At 66.2% G+C, this 14,908-nt stretch carries 13 protein-coding genes; 7 read left to right on the forward strand and 6 right to left on the reverse strand.

The window, feature by feature from the left end; genetic code table 11:
- Positions 1-1,206, forward strand: coding sequence for a class I SAM-dependent methyltransferase (locus ACQ7JA_RS09145; RefSeq protein ID WP_430896797.1), 1,206 nt, complete (start codon positions 1-3; stop codon positions 1,204-1,206).
- 115 nt (positions 1,207-1,321) lie between these two features.
- Here the strand turns inward: ACQ7JA_RS09145 and msrA are convergent, their stop codons facing one another.
- Positions 1,322-1,861, reverse strand: a complete 540-nt coding sequence (gene msrA / locus ACQ7JA_RS09150; protein ID WP_430896799.1) for a peptide-methionine (S)-S-oxide reductase MsrA — start codon at positions 1,859-1,861, stop codon at positions 1,322-1,324.
- A gap of 121 nt (positions 1,862-1,982) precedes the next feature.
- Here msrA and ACQ7JA_RS09155 point away from each other — a divergent pair, with 121 nt between their 5' ends.
- From ACQ7JA_RS09155 to ACQ7JA_RS09180, 6 genes are all read left to right on the forward strand, one after another.
- The gene (locus ACQ7JA_RS09155) at positions 1,983-2,486 is read left to right on the forward strand and encodes a flavin reductase family protein (RefSeq protein WP_258826948.1); all 504 of its coding nucleotides are present in this window, start codon (positions 1,983-1,985) and stop codon (positions 2,484-2,486) included.
- A 140-nt stretch (positions 2,487-2,626) separates the two neighbouring features.
- Positions 2,627-3,466: an SDR family NAD(P)-dependent oxidoreductase gene (locus tag ACQ7JA_RS09160; RefSeq protein WP_430896801.1), complete on the forward strand. Its 840-nt coding sequence runs from the start codon at positions 2,627-2,629 to the stop codon at positions 3,464-3,466.
- 40 nt (positions 3,467-3,506) lie between these two features.
- Positions 3,507-4,454: an AraC family transcriptional regulator N-terminal domain-containing protein gene (locus tag ACQ7JA_RS09165; RefSeq protein WP_430896803.1), complete on the forward strand. Its 948-nt coding sequence runs from the start codon at positions 3,507-3,509 to the stop codon at positions 4,452-4,454.
- A gap of 157 nt (positions 4,455-4,611) precedes the next feature.
- Positions 4,612-5,805, forward strand: coding sequence for an acyl-CoA dehydrogenase (locus tag ACQ7JA_RS09170; protein ID WP_430896805.1), 1,194 nt, complete (start codon positions 4,612-4,614; stop codon positions 5,803-5,805).
- 7 nt (positions 5,806-5,812) lie between these two features.
- The gene (locus ACQ7JA_RS09175) at positions 5,813-6,601 is read left to right on the forward strand and encodes a nucleotidyltransferase domain-containing protein (RefSeq protein WP_430896807.1); all 789 of its coding nucleotides are present in this window, start codon (positions 5,813-5,815) and stop codon (positions 6,599-6,601) included.
- A 140-nt stretch (positions 6,602-6,741) separates the two neighbouring features.
- On the forward strand, positions 6,742-8,841 hold the full coding sequence (locus ACQ7JA_RS09180; RefSeq protein ID WP_430896809.1) for a putative bifunctional diguanylate cyclase/phosphodiesterase: 2,100 nt from the start codon (positions 6,742-6,744) through the stop codon (positions 8,839-8,841).
- A 100-nt stretch (positions 8,842-8,941) separates the two neighbouring features.
- On the opposite strand, the gene ACQ7JA_RS09185 is transcribed toward ACQ7JA_RS09180, so the two are convergent.
- From ACQ7JA_RS09185 to kdgD, 5 genes are all read right to left on the reverse strand, one after another.
- A complete protein-coding gene (locus tag ACQ7JA_RS09185) occupies positions 8,942-9,814 on the reverse strand; it encodes a cupin-like domain-containing protein (RefSeq protein WP_430896811.1) in 873 nt (290 codons plus the stop codon).
- Between the two features lie 82 nt (positions 9,815-9,896).
- A complete protein-coding gene (locus ACQ7JA_RS09190; RefSeq protein WP_430896813.1) occupies positions 9,897-10,778 on the reverse strand; it encodes an SMP-30/gluconolactonase/LRE family protein in 882 nt (293 codons plus the stop codon).
- A 10-nt stretch (positions 10,779-10,788) separates the two neighbouring features.
- On the reverse strand, positions 10,789-12,180 hold the full coding sequence (locus tag ACQ7JA_RS09195; protein ID WP_430896815.1) for an MFS transporter: 1,392 nt from the start codon (positions 12,178-12,180) through the stop codon (positions 10,789-10,791).
- Positions 12,181-12,283: 103 nt separating this feature from the next.
- Entirely contained in the window at positions 12,284-13,864 is a 1,581-nt protein-coding gene (locus ACQ7JA_RS09200; protein ID WP_430896817.1) for an aldehyde dehydrogenase (NADP(+)), read from the reverse strand.
- Positions 13,865-13,874: 10 nt separating this feature from the next.
- Positions 13,875-14,792 carry a 5-dehydro-4-deoxyglucarate dehydratase gene (gene kdgD / locus ACQ7JA_RS09205; protein WP_430896819.1) on the reverse strand — a complete coding sequence of 306 codons (918 nt, stop codon included), beginning with the start codon at positions 14,790-14,792 and terminating at the stop codon, positions 13,875-13,877.
- Between the last annotated feature and the right edge of the window lie 116 nt (positions 14,793-14,908).

Here is a 14,908-nt window from a genome sequence, read left to right on the forward strand (position 1 = left end):
GTGTTCGAACAGATGAAGCTGGGGGCCTGGAGCGCGGGCCTGCGCGAAAAACTGTCCCTGCCCTTGCGGGTGGAACTATGGGATGGCGAGCGCCTTGATTTTTCGTCGGAGCCCGCACGCGTCACCATCCGCGTGCCCGACCGTTCCGCCCTGCGCTACCTGCGCTCGCCCTCGCTCTACAGCCTGGGCAAGGCCTATGTCGAGGGCGCGATCGACGTCAAGGGACGGGCGGCCGACATCATCAGCGTCGGCAATGTCCTGTCCGAACACCTGGGCAAGGGCCGCAGCCGCCTGGTGGACGCCCTGCGCCGCCGCGTGCCGCACACGCGCGCCCTGGACGCCGATGCGATCCGCTACCACTACGACGTCTCCAACGAGTTCTATGCCGCCTGGCTCGACCCGGACATGGTGTATTCCTGCGCCTACTTCGAGGATGGCAGGGAAAGCCTGGCCACGGCGCAGCAGAAGAAGATCGACCACATCCTGCGCAAGATCGACCTGCGGCCCGGCCAGCGCCTGCTCGACATCGGCTGCGGCTGGGGCGCGCTGGTGCTGCGCGCGGCCCAGCACTTCGGCGCGCGCTGCGTCGGCATCACGCTGTCGGAAAACCAGGCCGCCCTGGCGAGGGAGCGGGTCGAGCGCGCGGGGCTGCAGGGGCAGGTCGAGATCCGGCTGCAGGACTACCGCGACGTGCAGGGGCGCTTCGAGCGCATCACCAGCGTCGGCATGTTCGAGCATGTCGGCGTGCAGCATCTGGCGGACTATTTCTCGACGATTCACAGCCTGCTCGAGGACGATGGCGTCGTGATGAATCACGGCATCACGACCACCAATGTCGACAACAGCGCGACGCCCTACGGCGGCGGCGACTTCATCGACCAGTACGTGTTTCCCCACGGCGAACTGGCCCACCTGGCGACGGTCGTGCGGACCATGCAGGAAGGCGGGCTGGAAGTACGCGACGTGGAAAACCTGCGGCGCCACTACGCGCGCACCTGCGCCACGTGGACCGATAACTTCGAGGCGAATGCGGAGCGGATTCGTACGCTGACGGACGAGAAGCGCTTCAGGATCTGGCATGTGTACCTGGCAGGCTGCGCGTATGCCTTTGCGCATGACCGGATCAGCCTGTACCAGATCGTGTGCGGAAAGGCGGGGCAGGATCCGGCGACGATTCCGTGGTCACGGAAGTACATGTACCCGTAGGGTGGACCGGGCCACGAGAGGCGGCTTTGCCGTCCGCGCGTTCAAATACACGGTGATATGCGGCGCATCGTCCATTTTCGCGCCGGTTGAACACGTGGGCGGGGAACCGCCCACCCTACTTCATCCGGTTCGCAAACGTCTTCCGAAACTTCGCCACCTTCGGCGCCACCACGAAAGCACAGTAACCCTGCAGCGGATGCTGCGCAAAATAATTCTGGTGGTAATCCTCGGCCTTGTACCAGGTTTCCTGCGGCACGATCTGGGTCACGATCGGCGCATCCCACACTGCCGCCATCTCGGCCATCACCTTGCGCGCCGTCGCGTCCTGTTCCGGCGAGGTCGTGAAGATCACCGAACGGTACTGCGGTCCCACGTCATTGCCCTGGCGGTCCTGGGTGGTGGGGTCGTGGATGGTGAAGAAGATCTCGAGGATGTCGCGGTAGCTGATCACGGACGGGTCGAATTCCAGCCGCACCACCTCGGCGTGGCCGGTGGTGGCCGAGCACACCTGCTCGTAAGTCGGGTTCACCACGTGCCCGCCCATGTAGCCGGATTCCACGCGCGTCACGCCGCGCACTTCGAGGTAGACCGCCTCCGTGCACCAGAAGCATCCGCCGCCGAGGATAGCCACTTCACTCCCTGTTTGCTCGCTCATCGCACACCTTGTTTTCGTCAGTTTTAATAATTCTTAATGTAACGCAAAGCGCACCGTCTTGCAGTGCACTACCGCACCTGCGCCGCCCCTTCGGCCCGACAGTGGCATAATGGCGCATCCTATGAATACACGTGCTCCCCGCGCCACCGAGCGCGGCTTCGATTCGGCCCATTTCCGCCACGCCCTGTCGCAATTCGCTACCGGTGTCACCGTCATCACCACGCGCCTTGCCGACGGCAGCTTCCGCGGCCTGACCGCCAGCTCCTTCAACTCGGTCTCGCTGGAGCCTCCGCTCGTCCTGTGGAGCCTGGGTGCCGGCGCCAACAGCCTGCCCATCTTCAGCGGCAATTCCCACTACGTCATCAATGTCCTGGCCGCCGGCCAGCAGGAACTGGCGATGCGTTTCTCGCGCCGTACCGAGAATCCCTTCGAAGGCGTCGAATACGAGCTCTCGCGCACCGGCCAGCCCATCCTGAAGGGCGTCTCGGCCTGGTTCGAATGCCACAACCGCAGCCGCTACCCCGAAGGCGACCACGTCATCTTCGTCGGCGAAGTCGAGGAATGCGCCGTGCATCCGCAGTCGGCCCTGCTCTTCCACGGCGGACGATTCGGCAAGACCGACTGAGCCGTATCAAGGCCAAAAACCGGCACTTGCCGAGGATTGCGCCAGTTCTCCGGATTTTCAGGCAAGTCGCGGCCAGGCCCGCGCCCTACCATTCTCTTCACCATCAACGCCGCATCCGCGGCACCGACAGGAGAAGAGAAATGTCCAAAGTCTGGTTCATCACCGGCGCCGGCCGTGGCATCGGCGCCCACATCGCACAAGCCGCCATCAAGGCAGGCGACAAGGTCGTCGCCGCCGCCCGCAGCCTCGCACAGCTGAACACCACCTTCGCCGGCGCGGATCCGGAACGGGTCGCACTGGTCCAGCTCGACGTCGCCCGCGAAGAGCAGGCGGCGGCCGCCATCCAGGCCGCCATGAAACGCTTCGGCCGTATCGACGTGCTGGTCAACAATGCCGCCTATGGGCTGCTGGGCAATTTCGAGGAACTGTCCCCACAGGAAATCGACCAGCAGTTCGGCGTCAACGTCTTCGGCGTCATGCACGTACTGCGCGCCGCCCTGCCCGTGTTGCGCCGGCAGCGCAGCGGCCACGTCATGAACATCAGCTCGATCGCAGGCAGGACCGGCTTCGACGGCGCCGCCGTCTACTGCGCCACCAAGTATGCGATCGAGGGCCTGAGCTCCTCGCTGGCCCTGGAGCTGGCCAAGTTCGGCATCCATGTCACCAGCGTCGAGCCGGGCTTCTTCCGCACCGACTTCCTCGACCAGAGCTCGGTGCGCTACGGCAAGAAAGTGATCGAGGATTATGCCGCCCATGGGACAGTCGAGGGCGCCTACGGGGCTTATCACGGCAAGCAACTGGGCGACCCGGCCAAGCTCGCCGACGTGGTAGTCCGCCTGGCCGGGATGGACAAGCCGCCGCAGCACTTCCTGGCCGGCAGCGACGCGCTCGCCATGGCCCATGCCGAGGTCGATGCACGCCTTTCCGAGATGCAGGGCATGGCGGAACTGTCGCGCTCGACGGACCATGCCGATGCCTGAGCGGGTCGCTGGGATGGTGTATCCTGATTGGGACAAGATCATGAATTCCCTCGTCCCGCCACCATCCCAGGCTCCCACGCCTTCGCTCGCGCGACTGGCAGGACAGCTCATGGCCCACGCTCCGCAGGACGGCAGTTTCGAGACCTGCATTCCGGGCGTGCACGCCATCCGCGCCTCGAACACGAGTGCCGAACTGGTCCACGGGCTGCACTGCGCCGCCCTGTGCATCGTGGCGCAGGGCGCGAAGACCGTCATGCTGGGAGACGAGTCCTACGAGTACGATCCCTCCCGCATGATGATCTTCTCGCTGGACCTGCCGATCGCCGCCATGATCCGGCAGGCCAGCGTGGCGGCGCCCTATCTGTCCTTCCGGCTCGACTTCGACCAGCAGCGCCTGTCCGAGCTGATCCTGAAGGCTTACCCGGACGGCGTGCCCGCCGTACAGGACAAGCGCGCGGTGTACGTGGCCCAGGCCGGCGAGGCCGTCATCGACGCCGCGGCACGCCTGCTGACCATGGCAAGCCAGCCCGAGGATGCCGAACTGCTGGCGCCGCTGGCCATGGACGAGATCGTCCTGCGCCTGCTGCGCAGCCCCTTCGGCGCCCGGCTGGCCCAGCTGGGACGGGTCGAATCGCACCGCATCGGCAAGGTGGTCGACTGGATCCGCCGCAACTACGACCAGCCGATCCGCATCGACGACATGGCCGAGCTGGCACACATGAGCCCCTCCTCGCTGCACGAGCACTTCAAGTCCCTGACATCGATGAGCCCGCTGCAATTCCAGAAAACCCTGCGCCTTCAGGAAGCGCGCCGCCTGATGCTGTCGACCGGCATGGACGCCGGCCTGGCCTGCCAGCGGGTCGGCTACGCCAGCGCCTCCCAGTTCAGCCGGGAATATTCCCGGCACTTCGGCTCGGCGCCGACCCGGGACATGGTGCGGCTGCGCAGCGCCGGCCTGGTTGCCGATTCCGTATCATTTACACAATAAACTCGCCTGTTGACGGCCGGGCAAAAATGAAAATGCCTGTCGCAGTTTCAAAAGATACCGCGTCGCAGCATTCCTATAATGAGTGGGCTATGGCGCGGTCCAGGGACGGGCGCGCGCCTTTGTTACCGTAAAAAACCCCATCGAGACAGGAAGATCCATGAGCCACTCCGATTCGCCCCGCAAAGCCGCCTTCCACTGGGACGACCCCCTGCTGCTGAACAGCCAGCTGACTGACGAGGAGCGCATGGTGCGCGACGCCGCGGCGGCCTACTGCCAGGACAAGCTGCAGCCGCGCATCCTCGAGGCCTTCCGCCACGAGCGCATGGACGTCGAGATCTTCCGCGAGATGGGCGAACTGGGCCTGCTCGGCCCGACCATTCCGGAACAGTACGGCGGCCCGGGCCTGAACTACGTCGCCTACGGCCTGATCGCGCGCGAAGTCGAGCGCGTCGACTCGGGCTACCGCTCGATGATGAGCGTGCAGTCCTCGCTCGTCATGGTGCCGATTTACGAGTTCGGCAATGAGGAAACCAAACAGAAATACCTGCCGAAACTGGCCACCGGCGAATGGATCGGCTGCTTCGGCCTGACCGAGCCGAACCACGGCTCCGACCCGGGCTCCATGGTCACCCGCGCGCGCAAGGTCGAAGGCGGCTACTCGCTCACCGGCAGCAAGATGTGGATCACCAACTCGCCGGTCGCCGACGTGTTCGTGGTCTGGGCCAAGGACGACGAAGGCGCGATCCGCGGCTTCGTGCTGGAGAAGGGCTGGAAAGGCCTGTCCGCACCGGCAATCCACGGCAAGTTCGGCCTGCGCGCCTCGGTCACCGGCGAGATCGTCATGGACGAAGTGTTCTGCCCGGAAGAGAACGCCTTCCCGGACGTGCGCGGACTGAAGGGCCCCTTCACCTGCCTGAACTCGGCGCGCTATGGCATCGCCTGGGGCGCGCTCGGCGCCGCCGAAGCCTGCTGGCACACCGCACGCCAGTACGTGCTGGACCGCAAGCAGTTCGGCAAGCCGCTCGCCGCCAACCAGCTGGTGCAGAAAAAGCTGGCCGACATGCAGACCGAAATCACCCTCGGCCTGCAGGGCTGCCTGCGCCTGGGCCGCATGAAGGACGAAGGCACCGCCGCCGTCGAGATCACCTCGATCATGAAGCGCAATTCCTGCGGCAAGTCGCTGGATATTGCACGTACGGCACGTGACATGCTCGGCGGTAACGGCATCTCCGACGAGTTCGGCATCGTGCGCCACATGGTCAACCTCGAGGTCGTCAACACCTACGAAGGCACCCACGACATCCACGCGCTGATCCTCGGCCGTGCGCAGACCGGCATCGCCGCGTTCTGAGCATCCGGTGATCGCTGCCGACAAACAGGATGAAATCCGGCGCCGCCTGCGCCGGGCGGAAGCCGAACACGAGGTCAAGGTGCTGCTCGCCGTGGAATCCGGCAGCCGCGCCTGGGGCTTCGCTTCGCCCGACAGCGACTACGACGGCCGCTTCATCTATGTGAACCGGCCCGAGTGGTACCTGTCCGTCGGCCTGGAGGAACAGCGCGACGTCATCGAGTACCCGATCGTCGGCGAAATGGACGTCAACGGCTGGGACTTGCGCAAGGCCCTGCGCCTGTTCCAGCGCTCGAATCCCGGTTTCGTCGAGTGGATCCAGTCACCGCTCGTGTACGAGTCGGCTGGCTCGTTCGCGACGCGGGCGCGCGAACTGCTGCCCCGGGTGTATTCGATCGAACGCGGCGTGCATCACTACCGCAGTATGGCCAAGACCAATTTCCGCGGCTACTTGCAGACCGAACGCGTCCCGCTGAAGAAGTATTTCTACGTGTTGCGCCCTCTGCTCGCGGTACGCTGGCTGCTCACTCACCGCTCACCCGCACCAATCGAGTTCGGCCGCCTGCTGGAGATGATCGACGGCGAGCCGGCGCTGCGCGACGCCATCGATGCGCTGCTCGAGGCCAAGCGCGCCGCACCTGAGCTGGGGCTGGCGCCGCAGGTGCCGGCGATACAGGGATTCATCGTGTCCGAGCTGGCGCGGCTGGAAACGCTTCATATCGCCCGCGACGCCCGTTCGGAGGTCGAGCCGCTCTTGTCCGCACTATTCCGGGACGTGTTACGCGAAACCTGGGGCTAATCTGAAGGTCAACGTCCCAGCAACAATTCTTTTCCAATTTCAATCGCGCCTTGTCAATACGGCGCAAATTTGCGCTAGGATAGTTACCAGAAATCGCATAACGATAATAAGACGTAACTCACACCACTTCGCGAGGACGGATGAGCGCCGTTGAGGGACCGCAATCGCCCGTTGCAGGCGACGCGCACGCGTTGTCGCTCGAGCTGCTGCTTCAGAACCTGCCAGGGGTCGCCTACCGTTGTCTGGTCGATGCCGACTGGACCATGGAATTCATCAGCGCAGGGGTCGAGAAGCTCACCGGCTATCCACCCGCTGCCTTCCTGGCGCGCCCCGGCGTGAACTTCGCCAGCCTGATCCATCCCGACGATCGCGCAGCTACCGAACGCGGCGTCGCCCTGGCGCTGCAGCAGGGACGCTCCTTTCAGCTGACCTACCGGATCCGCTGCACGGACGGCAGCCTGAGATGGGTCTACGAACAGGGCGCGGCGCCGCCCGAAGGCGGTGGGCGGATCATCGAAGGATTCATGTTCGACTACACCCAGCTGCGCAACGCCAACATGCTGGTCTACGAACAGGCTTCCTACCTGCAACAGGCGCGCGACGCCATCATTGCGATGGAGATGAACTCGCGCATCATCTACTGGAACAACGGCGCCGAACGCCTGTACGGATGGAGCGCCAGCGAGGCGCGCGGCAAGAAGTTTTCCGAGCTCCTGTGCGAGAACCTGCCGGCCTACCACGCCGCCTACGAAACCACGCTCACCAACGGCGAGTGGTCGGGCGAGCTCACGCACCTGCGGCGCGACGGCGTCTGCATCGAGACCGATACCCGCTGGACCTTGCTGGCGGCCGACCGGGAGTCCGGCGCGCCCCAGAAGATCCTGGTGATCGGCACCGATATCAGCGAGCGCAAGCACAACGAAGCGAGGATCTACCACCTCGCCTTCTTCGACCCGCTGACCGACCTGCCCAACCGCGCCAGCCTGCTCGACCACCTGCGCCGCGCCCTGCTGGGCAGCGCGCGCACGCGGAAATGCGGCGCGCTGATGTTCTGCGACCTCGACAACTTCAAGTACCTGAACGACTCCCAGGGCCACGCGGCCGGCGACATGCTGCTGCAGGCGGTGGCGCGGCGGCTCGAGCACTGCGTGCGCGAAGCCGACCTGGTGGCGCGCCTGGGCGGCGACGAGTTCGTGATCCTGATCCAGCCGGTGGAGGAGACGCGCGAAGGCGCGGCGGCCCAGGCCGAGACGGTGGCGGCCAAGGTGGTGGCCGCGATGGCCGCGCCCTTCCAGCTGGCCGAGATGATGTACTCGGTCTCGGTCAGCGTCGGCGTGACCACCCTGTGCGGCACCATCGACACGGTCGAATCGACCCTGCGCCAGGCCGACGCCGCCATGTACCAGGCCAAGGCCTGCGGACGCAATACCTACCGCTTCCACGACCCCGCGGTGCAGGCCGCGTGGTCGGCGCGGGCCGAGCTGGAAAAAGGCCTGCGGCGCGCGCTGCGCGACGAGGAGTTCGTGCTGCACTACCAGCCGCAGCTCGACCGCAGCAGCCGCGTGATCGGCGCCGAGGCGCTGCTGCGCTGGCGGCTGCCGAACGGGAAGCTGCTCTATCCTTCCGAGTTCATCCAGGCCCTCGAGGAGAGCGGCCTGATCATCGACATCGGCCGCTGGGTGCTGCGCACCGCCTGCGCCGAACTGGCACGCTGGCAGCGCTGGCCGGATACGGCGGGCCTGACCCTGTCTGTGAATGTCAGCGCGAGCCAGTTCACCCAGCCGGACTTCGTGCCCATGCTGCAGCAGATCTTCGAGGAGACCGGGGTCCAGCCTTCCAGCCTGAAGCTGGAACTGACCGAAAGCCTGGTGGTGAGCGACTTCACCCACACCGCCCACACGATGGCGACGCTGAAGCAGCGCGGCATCAGCTTCTCGCTGGACGACTTCGGCACCGGTTATTCGTCGCTCGCCTACCTGCGCAAGCTCCCGCTCGACCAGCTCAAGATCGACCACTCCTTCATGCGCGACGTGCTGACCGACCAGAACGACGCCTCGATCGTCCGCTCGATCATCGCGCTGGGCGACAGCCTGGGACTGCAGGTGATCGCGGAAGGGGTGGAGACGCCTGGGCAGCGGCAGTTCTTATCCGACGCCGGGTGCTTCATCTACCAGGGATTTTTATACCAGCACGCGCTCAGCGCCGAGCACTTCACCCAGTACGCGCGCATGGTGCATTAGTAGGGTGGGCGGTCCCCGCCCACGCGTTCAACTACACGGTGAATCGAGGCGCATTGTCCATTTGACGTCGGCTGAACGCGTGGGCGGAGGACCGCCCACCCTACAGGGCTAGCGGTTTGCCGCGCGCCCAGCGATTGGACGACAGCGAGAACGTCAGCGCGCGCACCTGGTGATACCAACCTGCGGGCACATACAGCATATCCCCCGGCTCGACGATCACTTCGACCGCCCTCGCCCGGCGCGCCAGTGGATAGCTGTCGAAATCCGGCTGTTCCGGATCGAAAGGCGAGCCGAACAGCACCGGGTTCGCCTCGCGCGCATACAGGAATTCGTCATGGTGCGGTGGGACCAGGAAGATCCGCTTGGCTCCCCATATCTGGGCGAAGATGTTGTCGTCGAAGTCGCAGTGCAGCGGCGTCATCGTGCCGATCGGGCCGAGCCAGAAGCGCGGCGGTCCCATCTTGCGGAAGTAGGCGGGCCAGTGGCACAGGCGGTTCAGCTCGCGCAGTTCCATATTCCCGACATAGGGCGGCGGTTCGTCGGGCCCGTGGATGCGGCCGGGTTCGAGGTCGAGGTAGTCGCGCAGGCTCATGTCGCGCATCGGGCGGTCGGCGCGGAAGGCTTGCCGGATGTAGTCGCCGGTGCGGGCGCGTACGGGCAGGTCGCCGTACCGTTCACGCAATTCGGATGGCGTCAGGCTGCACAGGGGCCAGCGCCCGACCAGGCCCGTCATGAGAAAAGGCAGCCCTTGCGCGGCTCTAGCGTCGAAGGCCTGCGCGTCGAGGCGTTTTACACGAGGGATGCTTGTCAATAGCGGCAGGCTGCGCGCGTGCGCCTTGACGGCCTCGCGCATCGCCGCGATCGAGGCGACGCCGCGCACGGCGGCATCGCGTTCTTCCTGCGCCAGCTTGCGCGCCGCAGCTTCCTCCGGCGTGCGCGCCACCACCGGCAGCGGCGGCAGCTGCGCATGCATTTCACTTCCCTTGCCCGACATCTTCTTCACACCTGTTCACGAAACCGCGAACAGGGTACTGCCTGGATGAAGAAAAGTCGAATCAGCTGGTGGCGAACGGCGTCTCGGGCACGCCCTGCACGCCCGGGCGCAGCAGCACGACGGAGCCGGCGTCGCCGCCCGTGCCCGGGTCGATCGAGGTCACCAGCAGCACGTCCAGGTCCGGACCGCCGAAGGCGCACATCGAGGGCTTGGCCATCGGCAGTGCGATCTCGCGGTCCAGCGTTCCATCGGGCGTGAAACGCTGTAGCAGGCCGGCGTCGTTGGCGCAGCTCCAGTAGCAGCCCTCGGCATCGACCGCGGCGCCGTCCGGACGGCCCTTCTGCCCGGTGAGGTCGAGGAAGACGCGCTTGTTGCTGGGCGTGCCGGTCTCGATGTCGTAGTCGAAGGCCCACACCGTGCGCACCTGCGGATGCGAATCCGACAGGTACATGGTGCGGCCGTCGGGCGACCAGGCCAGGCCGTTCTGGGTGAGCATGCCGCTCACCACCGGGCCCACCAGGCCGCTCTTCGCGCCGTAGCTGTACAAGCCGCCGACCGCGCGCGCCGCGCCCATGTCCATGAACATGGTGCCGCTCCAGAAACGGCCCTGCCGGTCGCAGCGGCCGTCGTTGAAGCGCATGCCCTCGCCCAGCTGGGAAGCGGGCGGCGCCGCCAGCAGGGTGACCTTGGCGTCGCCATCCTCGCCCAGGGTCAGGCGGAAGATGCCGGTTTCCATGCCCGCCACCAGGCTGCCGTCGCTTGCCGCCGCCACGCAAGCCACCATCTCCGGGGCTTCCCAATAGCGCGCCGCGCGGGTGGCGTGGTCCATGCGCCAGACCCGGCGCGCCGGGATGTCGACCCAGTACCACGCCCCCTCGGCGACGTTCCAGGTCGGGCTTTCGCCGGTGGCGCAATGCACGCCTTCGAGTCGTTCGATCTGCATGTCGCTCATCTTACAGGTCGGTGATCTCGCGGTGCGCGGGCACCAGGGCTTTCATCACGCCCCATGCGACCAGGTAGGCCAGCGCGCAGATCGAGAACATGATCATGTAGCCGGTCTCCAGGTGGCCCAGGGCGCCGTAGTAGTCGAACAGCCAGCCGCCCAGCTTGGTGAGCAGCACGCCGCCCAGGCCGCCGGCCATGCCGCCGATGCCGACCACCGAACCGACGCTGTGTTTCGGGAACATGTCCGACACCGTGGTGAACAGGTTGGCCGACCAAGCCTGGTGGGCCGAGGCGCCGATGCCGATCAGGATCACCGGGAACCAGTAGCCCAGGGCGCCGAGCGGCTGGGCCGCCAGCACCACCAGCGGGAACAGGGCGATGGTCAGCATGGCGCGCATGCGGCCCTGGTAGATGCTGGCGCCGCGGTCGATGAACCAGGTCGGCAGCCAGCCACCGCCGATCGAGCCGACCATGGTCATGCTGTACAGGACCGCCAGCGGAACGACCATTTCCGGACCCGTCAGGCCGTATTGCGAGGACATGTACTTCGGCAGCCAGAACAGGAAGAACCACCACACGCCGTCGGTCATGAATTTACCGAAGGTGAAGGCCCAGGTCTGGCGGTAGCCGAGCAGCTTGAACCACGATGCCTTCGGCTTGGTGGAGGCGGGAACGGCTTCGACCGGCGTGCTGTCGCTGTTGATGTAGGCCAGTTCGCCCGGGCTGAGGCGCTTCTGGCGTTCCGGCGTGTCGTACAGCCAGAGCCAGATGCCCATCCACAGGAAGCCGACCGCGCCGACGGCGATGAAGGCGGCCTGCCAGCCCCAGTACTCGGCGATCAGCGGCACGGTCAGGGGCGCCAGGATCGCGCCGACGTTGGCGCCGGAGTTGAAGATGCCGGTGGCAAAGGAGCGCTCGCGCTTCGGGAAGTACTCGGCGGTGGCCTTGATCGCGGCCGGGAAGTTACCCGCTTCGCCGATCGCCAGCACCGCACGGCCGACCATGAAGCCGATGATCGAGACCGGCACGGCGGCCAGGCCGAGTGTCGTGAAGACGTTGTTGACGGCGGTGCCGATGCCGATCGCGTAGGCGTGGGCGATGGCGCCGATCGACCAGACGACGATGGCGAGCACGAAGGCGCGCTTGGTGCCGAGGCGGTCGATCACGCGGCCGGCGAACAGCATCGAGATCGCGTACACGAACTGGAAGGTCGCCGTGATGTTGGCGTAGTCCGTGTTCGACCAGCCGAATTCCTTGGTGAGGAGCGGCGCCAGCAGGCTCAGGACCTGGCGGTCGAGGTAGTTGATGGTGGTGGCGAAGAACAGCAGGGCGCAGATCGTCCAGCGGTATTTGCCCACCGTGGAGGCCAGCTCCGCGGTCTTCTCTGGGCTACGGCTCATGACTTGCTGATTCATGTGATCAGTTCTTTTCAAGTGGATCAGCCGGTGTCTCCGCCGGCTGGTGCTTCAATCGTCAAAGGGGGCGCACCAGGCGCCCCCGTGATTACACCGCGACCTTCAGGTCGCCGTCCAGCACGCGTGCCAGGCGCAGGGGATTGTCGTCCCGCAGCGGCTCCGGCAGCAGCTCGGCCGGCAGGTTCTGGTAGCACACCGGCCGCAGGAAGCGGTCGATGGCGGTCGCGCCCACCGAGGTGCTGCGGCTGTCGCTGGTGGCCGGGAAGGGGCCGCCGTGGACCATCGCATGCGAAACCTCGACACCGGTCGGGAAGCCGTTGAACAGCACGCGGCCGGCCTTGCGCTCCAGGATCGGCAGCAGCTTCGCAGCCAGCGCGTGGTCCGCCTGCTTCACGTGCACGGTCGCGGTCAGCTGGCCGTGCAGCTGTTCGGCTGCCTGCAGCATCTGCGCTTCGGTCTCGAAACGCACCACCAGCGCGGCCGGGCCGAAGATCTCGTCCTGCAGCTCCGGGTTGCCGATGAAGGCGCCGGCCTCGACTTCGTACAGCGCGGCCTGGGCGGCGCAGCCGATACCATCAAGGCTGCCCTGGGCGACCAGGCGCAGGCCTTCGGTCGCGCCGAAGCGTGCGATGCCGCTGTTGTAGGCCTCATGGATGCCGGCGGTCAGCATGGTGCCGGCGCCCTTGGCTTGCAGCGCGGTGGTCGCCGCGGCGGTGAAGGCGTCCAGCGCCGCGCCCTTGACCGCGAACACCAGGCCCGGATTGGTGCAGAACTGGCCGACGCCCAGGGTCAGCGAATCGACGAAGCCGTTCGCCAGCGCGGCGCCGCCCTCTTCCAGCGCGGTCGGCAGGAGGAAGACCGGGTTCACGCTGCTCATCTCGGCGTAGACCGGGATCGGCTCGCTACGGCTCGCCGCGGTGCGCATCAGCGCGGTGCCGCCGCCACGCGAGCCGGTGAAGCCGACCGCCTTGATGGCCGGGTGCGCAACCAGCTGCTGGCCGATGGTGCGGCCGTCGCCGAACAGCATCGAGAACACGCCTTCCGGCAGGCCGCATTCCTTGACGGCGCGCTGGACGGCGCGGCCGACCAGCTCCGAGGTGCCGAGGTGGGCGCCGTGGGCTTTCACGACGACCGGGCAGCCTGCGGCCAGTGCGGACGCCGTGTCGCCACCCGCGACCGAGAAGGCCAGCGGGAAGTTACTGGCGCCGAAGACGGCGACCGGGCCCAGGCCGATTTTCGACAGGCGCAGGTCGGGACGCGGCGGAGTGCGTTCCGGCAGCGCGGTGTCGATGGTCGCCCCGAGGAAGCGGCCGTCGCGCACGACTTTCGCGAACAGGCGCAGCTGGTTCACGGTGCGCATGCGCTCGCCTTCCAGGCGGGCTTGCGGCAGGCCGGTTTCCTGCTGGGCGCGTTCGATCAGCTCCGGACCGATGGCCAGGATCTGTTCCGCCACCGCTTCCAGGAAGCGTGCACGCTGCTCCAGCGGGAGTAGCCGGTAGGGGTCGAAGGCCGCGGCTGCCAGTTCGCAGGCGCGGTCGACGTCGGCGCCGGTCGCCTGGCCGAAGGCAGGCTCGAACTCGGCGCGGGTCGATGGATTGTAGGCACGCTGCTCGCCCGCGGTACCGCGGACCAGCTGGCTGCCGATGATCATTTCACCAGTGATCGTCATGGCTCTACCCTTACACCGGGTTCTTTTGTTTCTTGATCAGGTCCAGCAGCATCTGGTCTTCTTCCGCGGTCAGGTCGGTCAGCGGCGGACGCACCGGACCCGCGCCATGGCCCACCAGGCGGGCGCCGGCCTTGACGATGCTGACGGCGTAGCCGCCCTTGCGGTTGCGGATCTCCAGGTAAGGCAGGAAGAACTCGTCCATCAGGCGGTTGGTGGTGGCCGTGTCGCCCGAGGCGGTGGCGTTGTAGAAGTCCATCGCCAGCTGCGGCACGAAGTTGAACACGGCCGACGAGTACACCGGGGTGCCCAGTGCCTTGTAGGCGCCGGCATAGACTTCCGCGGTCGGCAGGCCGCCCAGGTAGCTGAAGCGGTCGCCCATCTTGCGGTAGATCGAGACCATCAGTTCGATGTCGCCGATGCCGTCCTTGAAGCCGATCAGGTTCGGGTTGCGGTCGGCCAGCTTGGCCAGCGAATCCGGGGTCAGGCGGCAATTGGCGCGGTTGTAGACGACGACGCCGATCTTCACGGAGCGGCACACCGCTTCGACGTGGGCGATCAGGCCATCCTGGTTGGATTCGGTCAGGTAGTGCGGCAGCAGCAGCAGGCCCTGGGCGCCCTGGCGCTCGGCTTCCTGTGCGTGGGCGATGGCGGCGCGGGTCGGACCGCCGCAACCTGCCAGGATCGCAACGCCGGTGCCTGCGCAGGTATCGACCGCGGTCTTGACGATCTGGCCGTATTCCTCGCCGTGCAGCGAGAAGTATTCACCGGTGCCGCCGGCGGCGAACAGCGCGGTGGCGCCGTACGGAGCCAGCCATTCGAGGCGCTTCTGGTAGCCGGCCTTGTCGAATTCGAGTTCGGCGGTGAAGTCGGTGATGGGGAAGGACAGCAGGCCGTGCGACAGGACTTTTTGTAATTCGAGTGCTTGCATTGCGAAGGTCTCCAGACAGGTTATCGGTGAATACGGCAGAACGATCGTGGATCAGTTGTATGTCATCGTACAACCTAAATGATCACCTCGCAAGCAAAATGTTCGGTCTTCTTTTT

Source organism: Massilia sp. BKSP1R2A-1, from assembly GCF_050586525.1.
In the GTDB taxonomy this organism is placed as follows: domain Bacteria; phylum Pseudomonadota; class Gammaproteobacteria; order Burkholderiales; family Burkholderiaceae_D; genus Telluria.

Bases quoted from the DNA above. Each gene is read 5' to 3' on its own strand.
- ACQ7JA_RS09190 (WP_430896813.1), bottom strand. From the start codon at position 10,778: ATGCAGATCGAACGACTCGAAGGCGTGCATTGCGCCACCGGCGAAAGC.
- kdgD (WP_430896819.1), bottom strand. From the start codon at position 14,792: ATGCAAGCACTCGAATTACAAAAAGTCCTGTCGCACGGCCTGCTGTCC.
- ACQ7JA_RS09180 (WP_430896809.1), top strand. From the start codon at position 6,742: ATGAGCGCCGTTGAGGGACCGCAATCGCCCGTTGCAGGCGACGCGCAC.
- ACQ7JA_RS09200 (WP_430896817.1), bottom strand. From the start codon at position 13,864: ATGACGATCACTGGTGAAATGATCATCGGCAGCCAGCTGGTCCGCGGT.
- ACQ7JA_RS09160 (WP_430896801.1), top strand. From the start codon at position 2,627: ATGTCCAAAGTCTGGTTCATCACCGGCGCCGGCCGTGGCATCGGCGCC.
- ACQ7JA_RS09170 (WP_430896805.1), top strand. From the start codon at position 4,612: ATGAGCCACTCCGATTCGCCCCGCAAAGCCGCCTTCCACTGGGACGAC.
- ACQ7JA_RS09195 (WP_430896815.1), bottom strand. From the start codon at position 12,180: ATGAGCCGTAGCCCAGAGAAGACCGCGGAGCTGGCCTCCACGGTGGGC.
- ACQ7JA_RS09155 (WP_258826948.1), top strand. From the start codon at position 1,983: ATGAATACACGTGCTCCCCGCGCCACCGAGCGCGGCTTCGATTCGGCC.
- ACQ7JA_RS09165 (WP_430896803.1), top strand. From the start codon at position 3,507: ATGAATTCCCTCGTCCCGCCACCATCCCAGGCTCCCACGCCTTCGCTC.
- ACQ7JA_RS09185 (WP_430896811.1), bottom strand. From the start codon at position 9,814: ATGCATGCGCAGCTGCCGCCGCTGCCGGTGGTGGCGCGCACGCCGGAG.
- msrA (WP_430896799.1), bottom strand. From the start codon at position 1,861: ATGAGCGAGCAAACAGGGAGTGAAGTGGCTATCCTCGGCGGCGGATGC.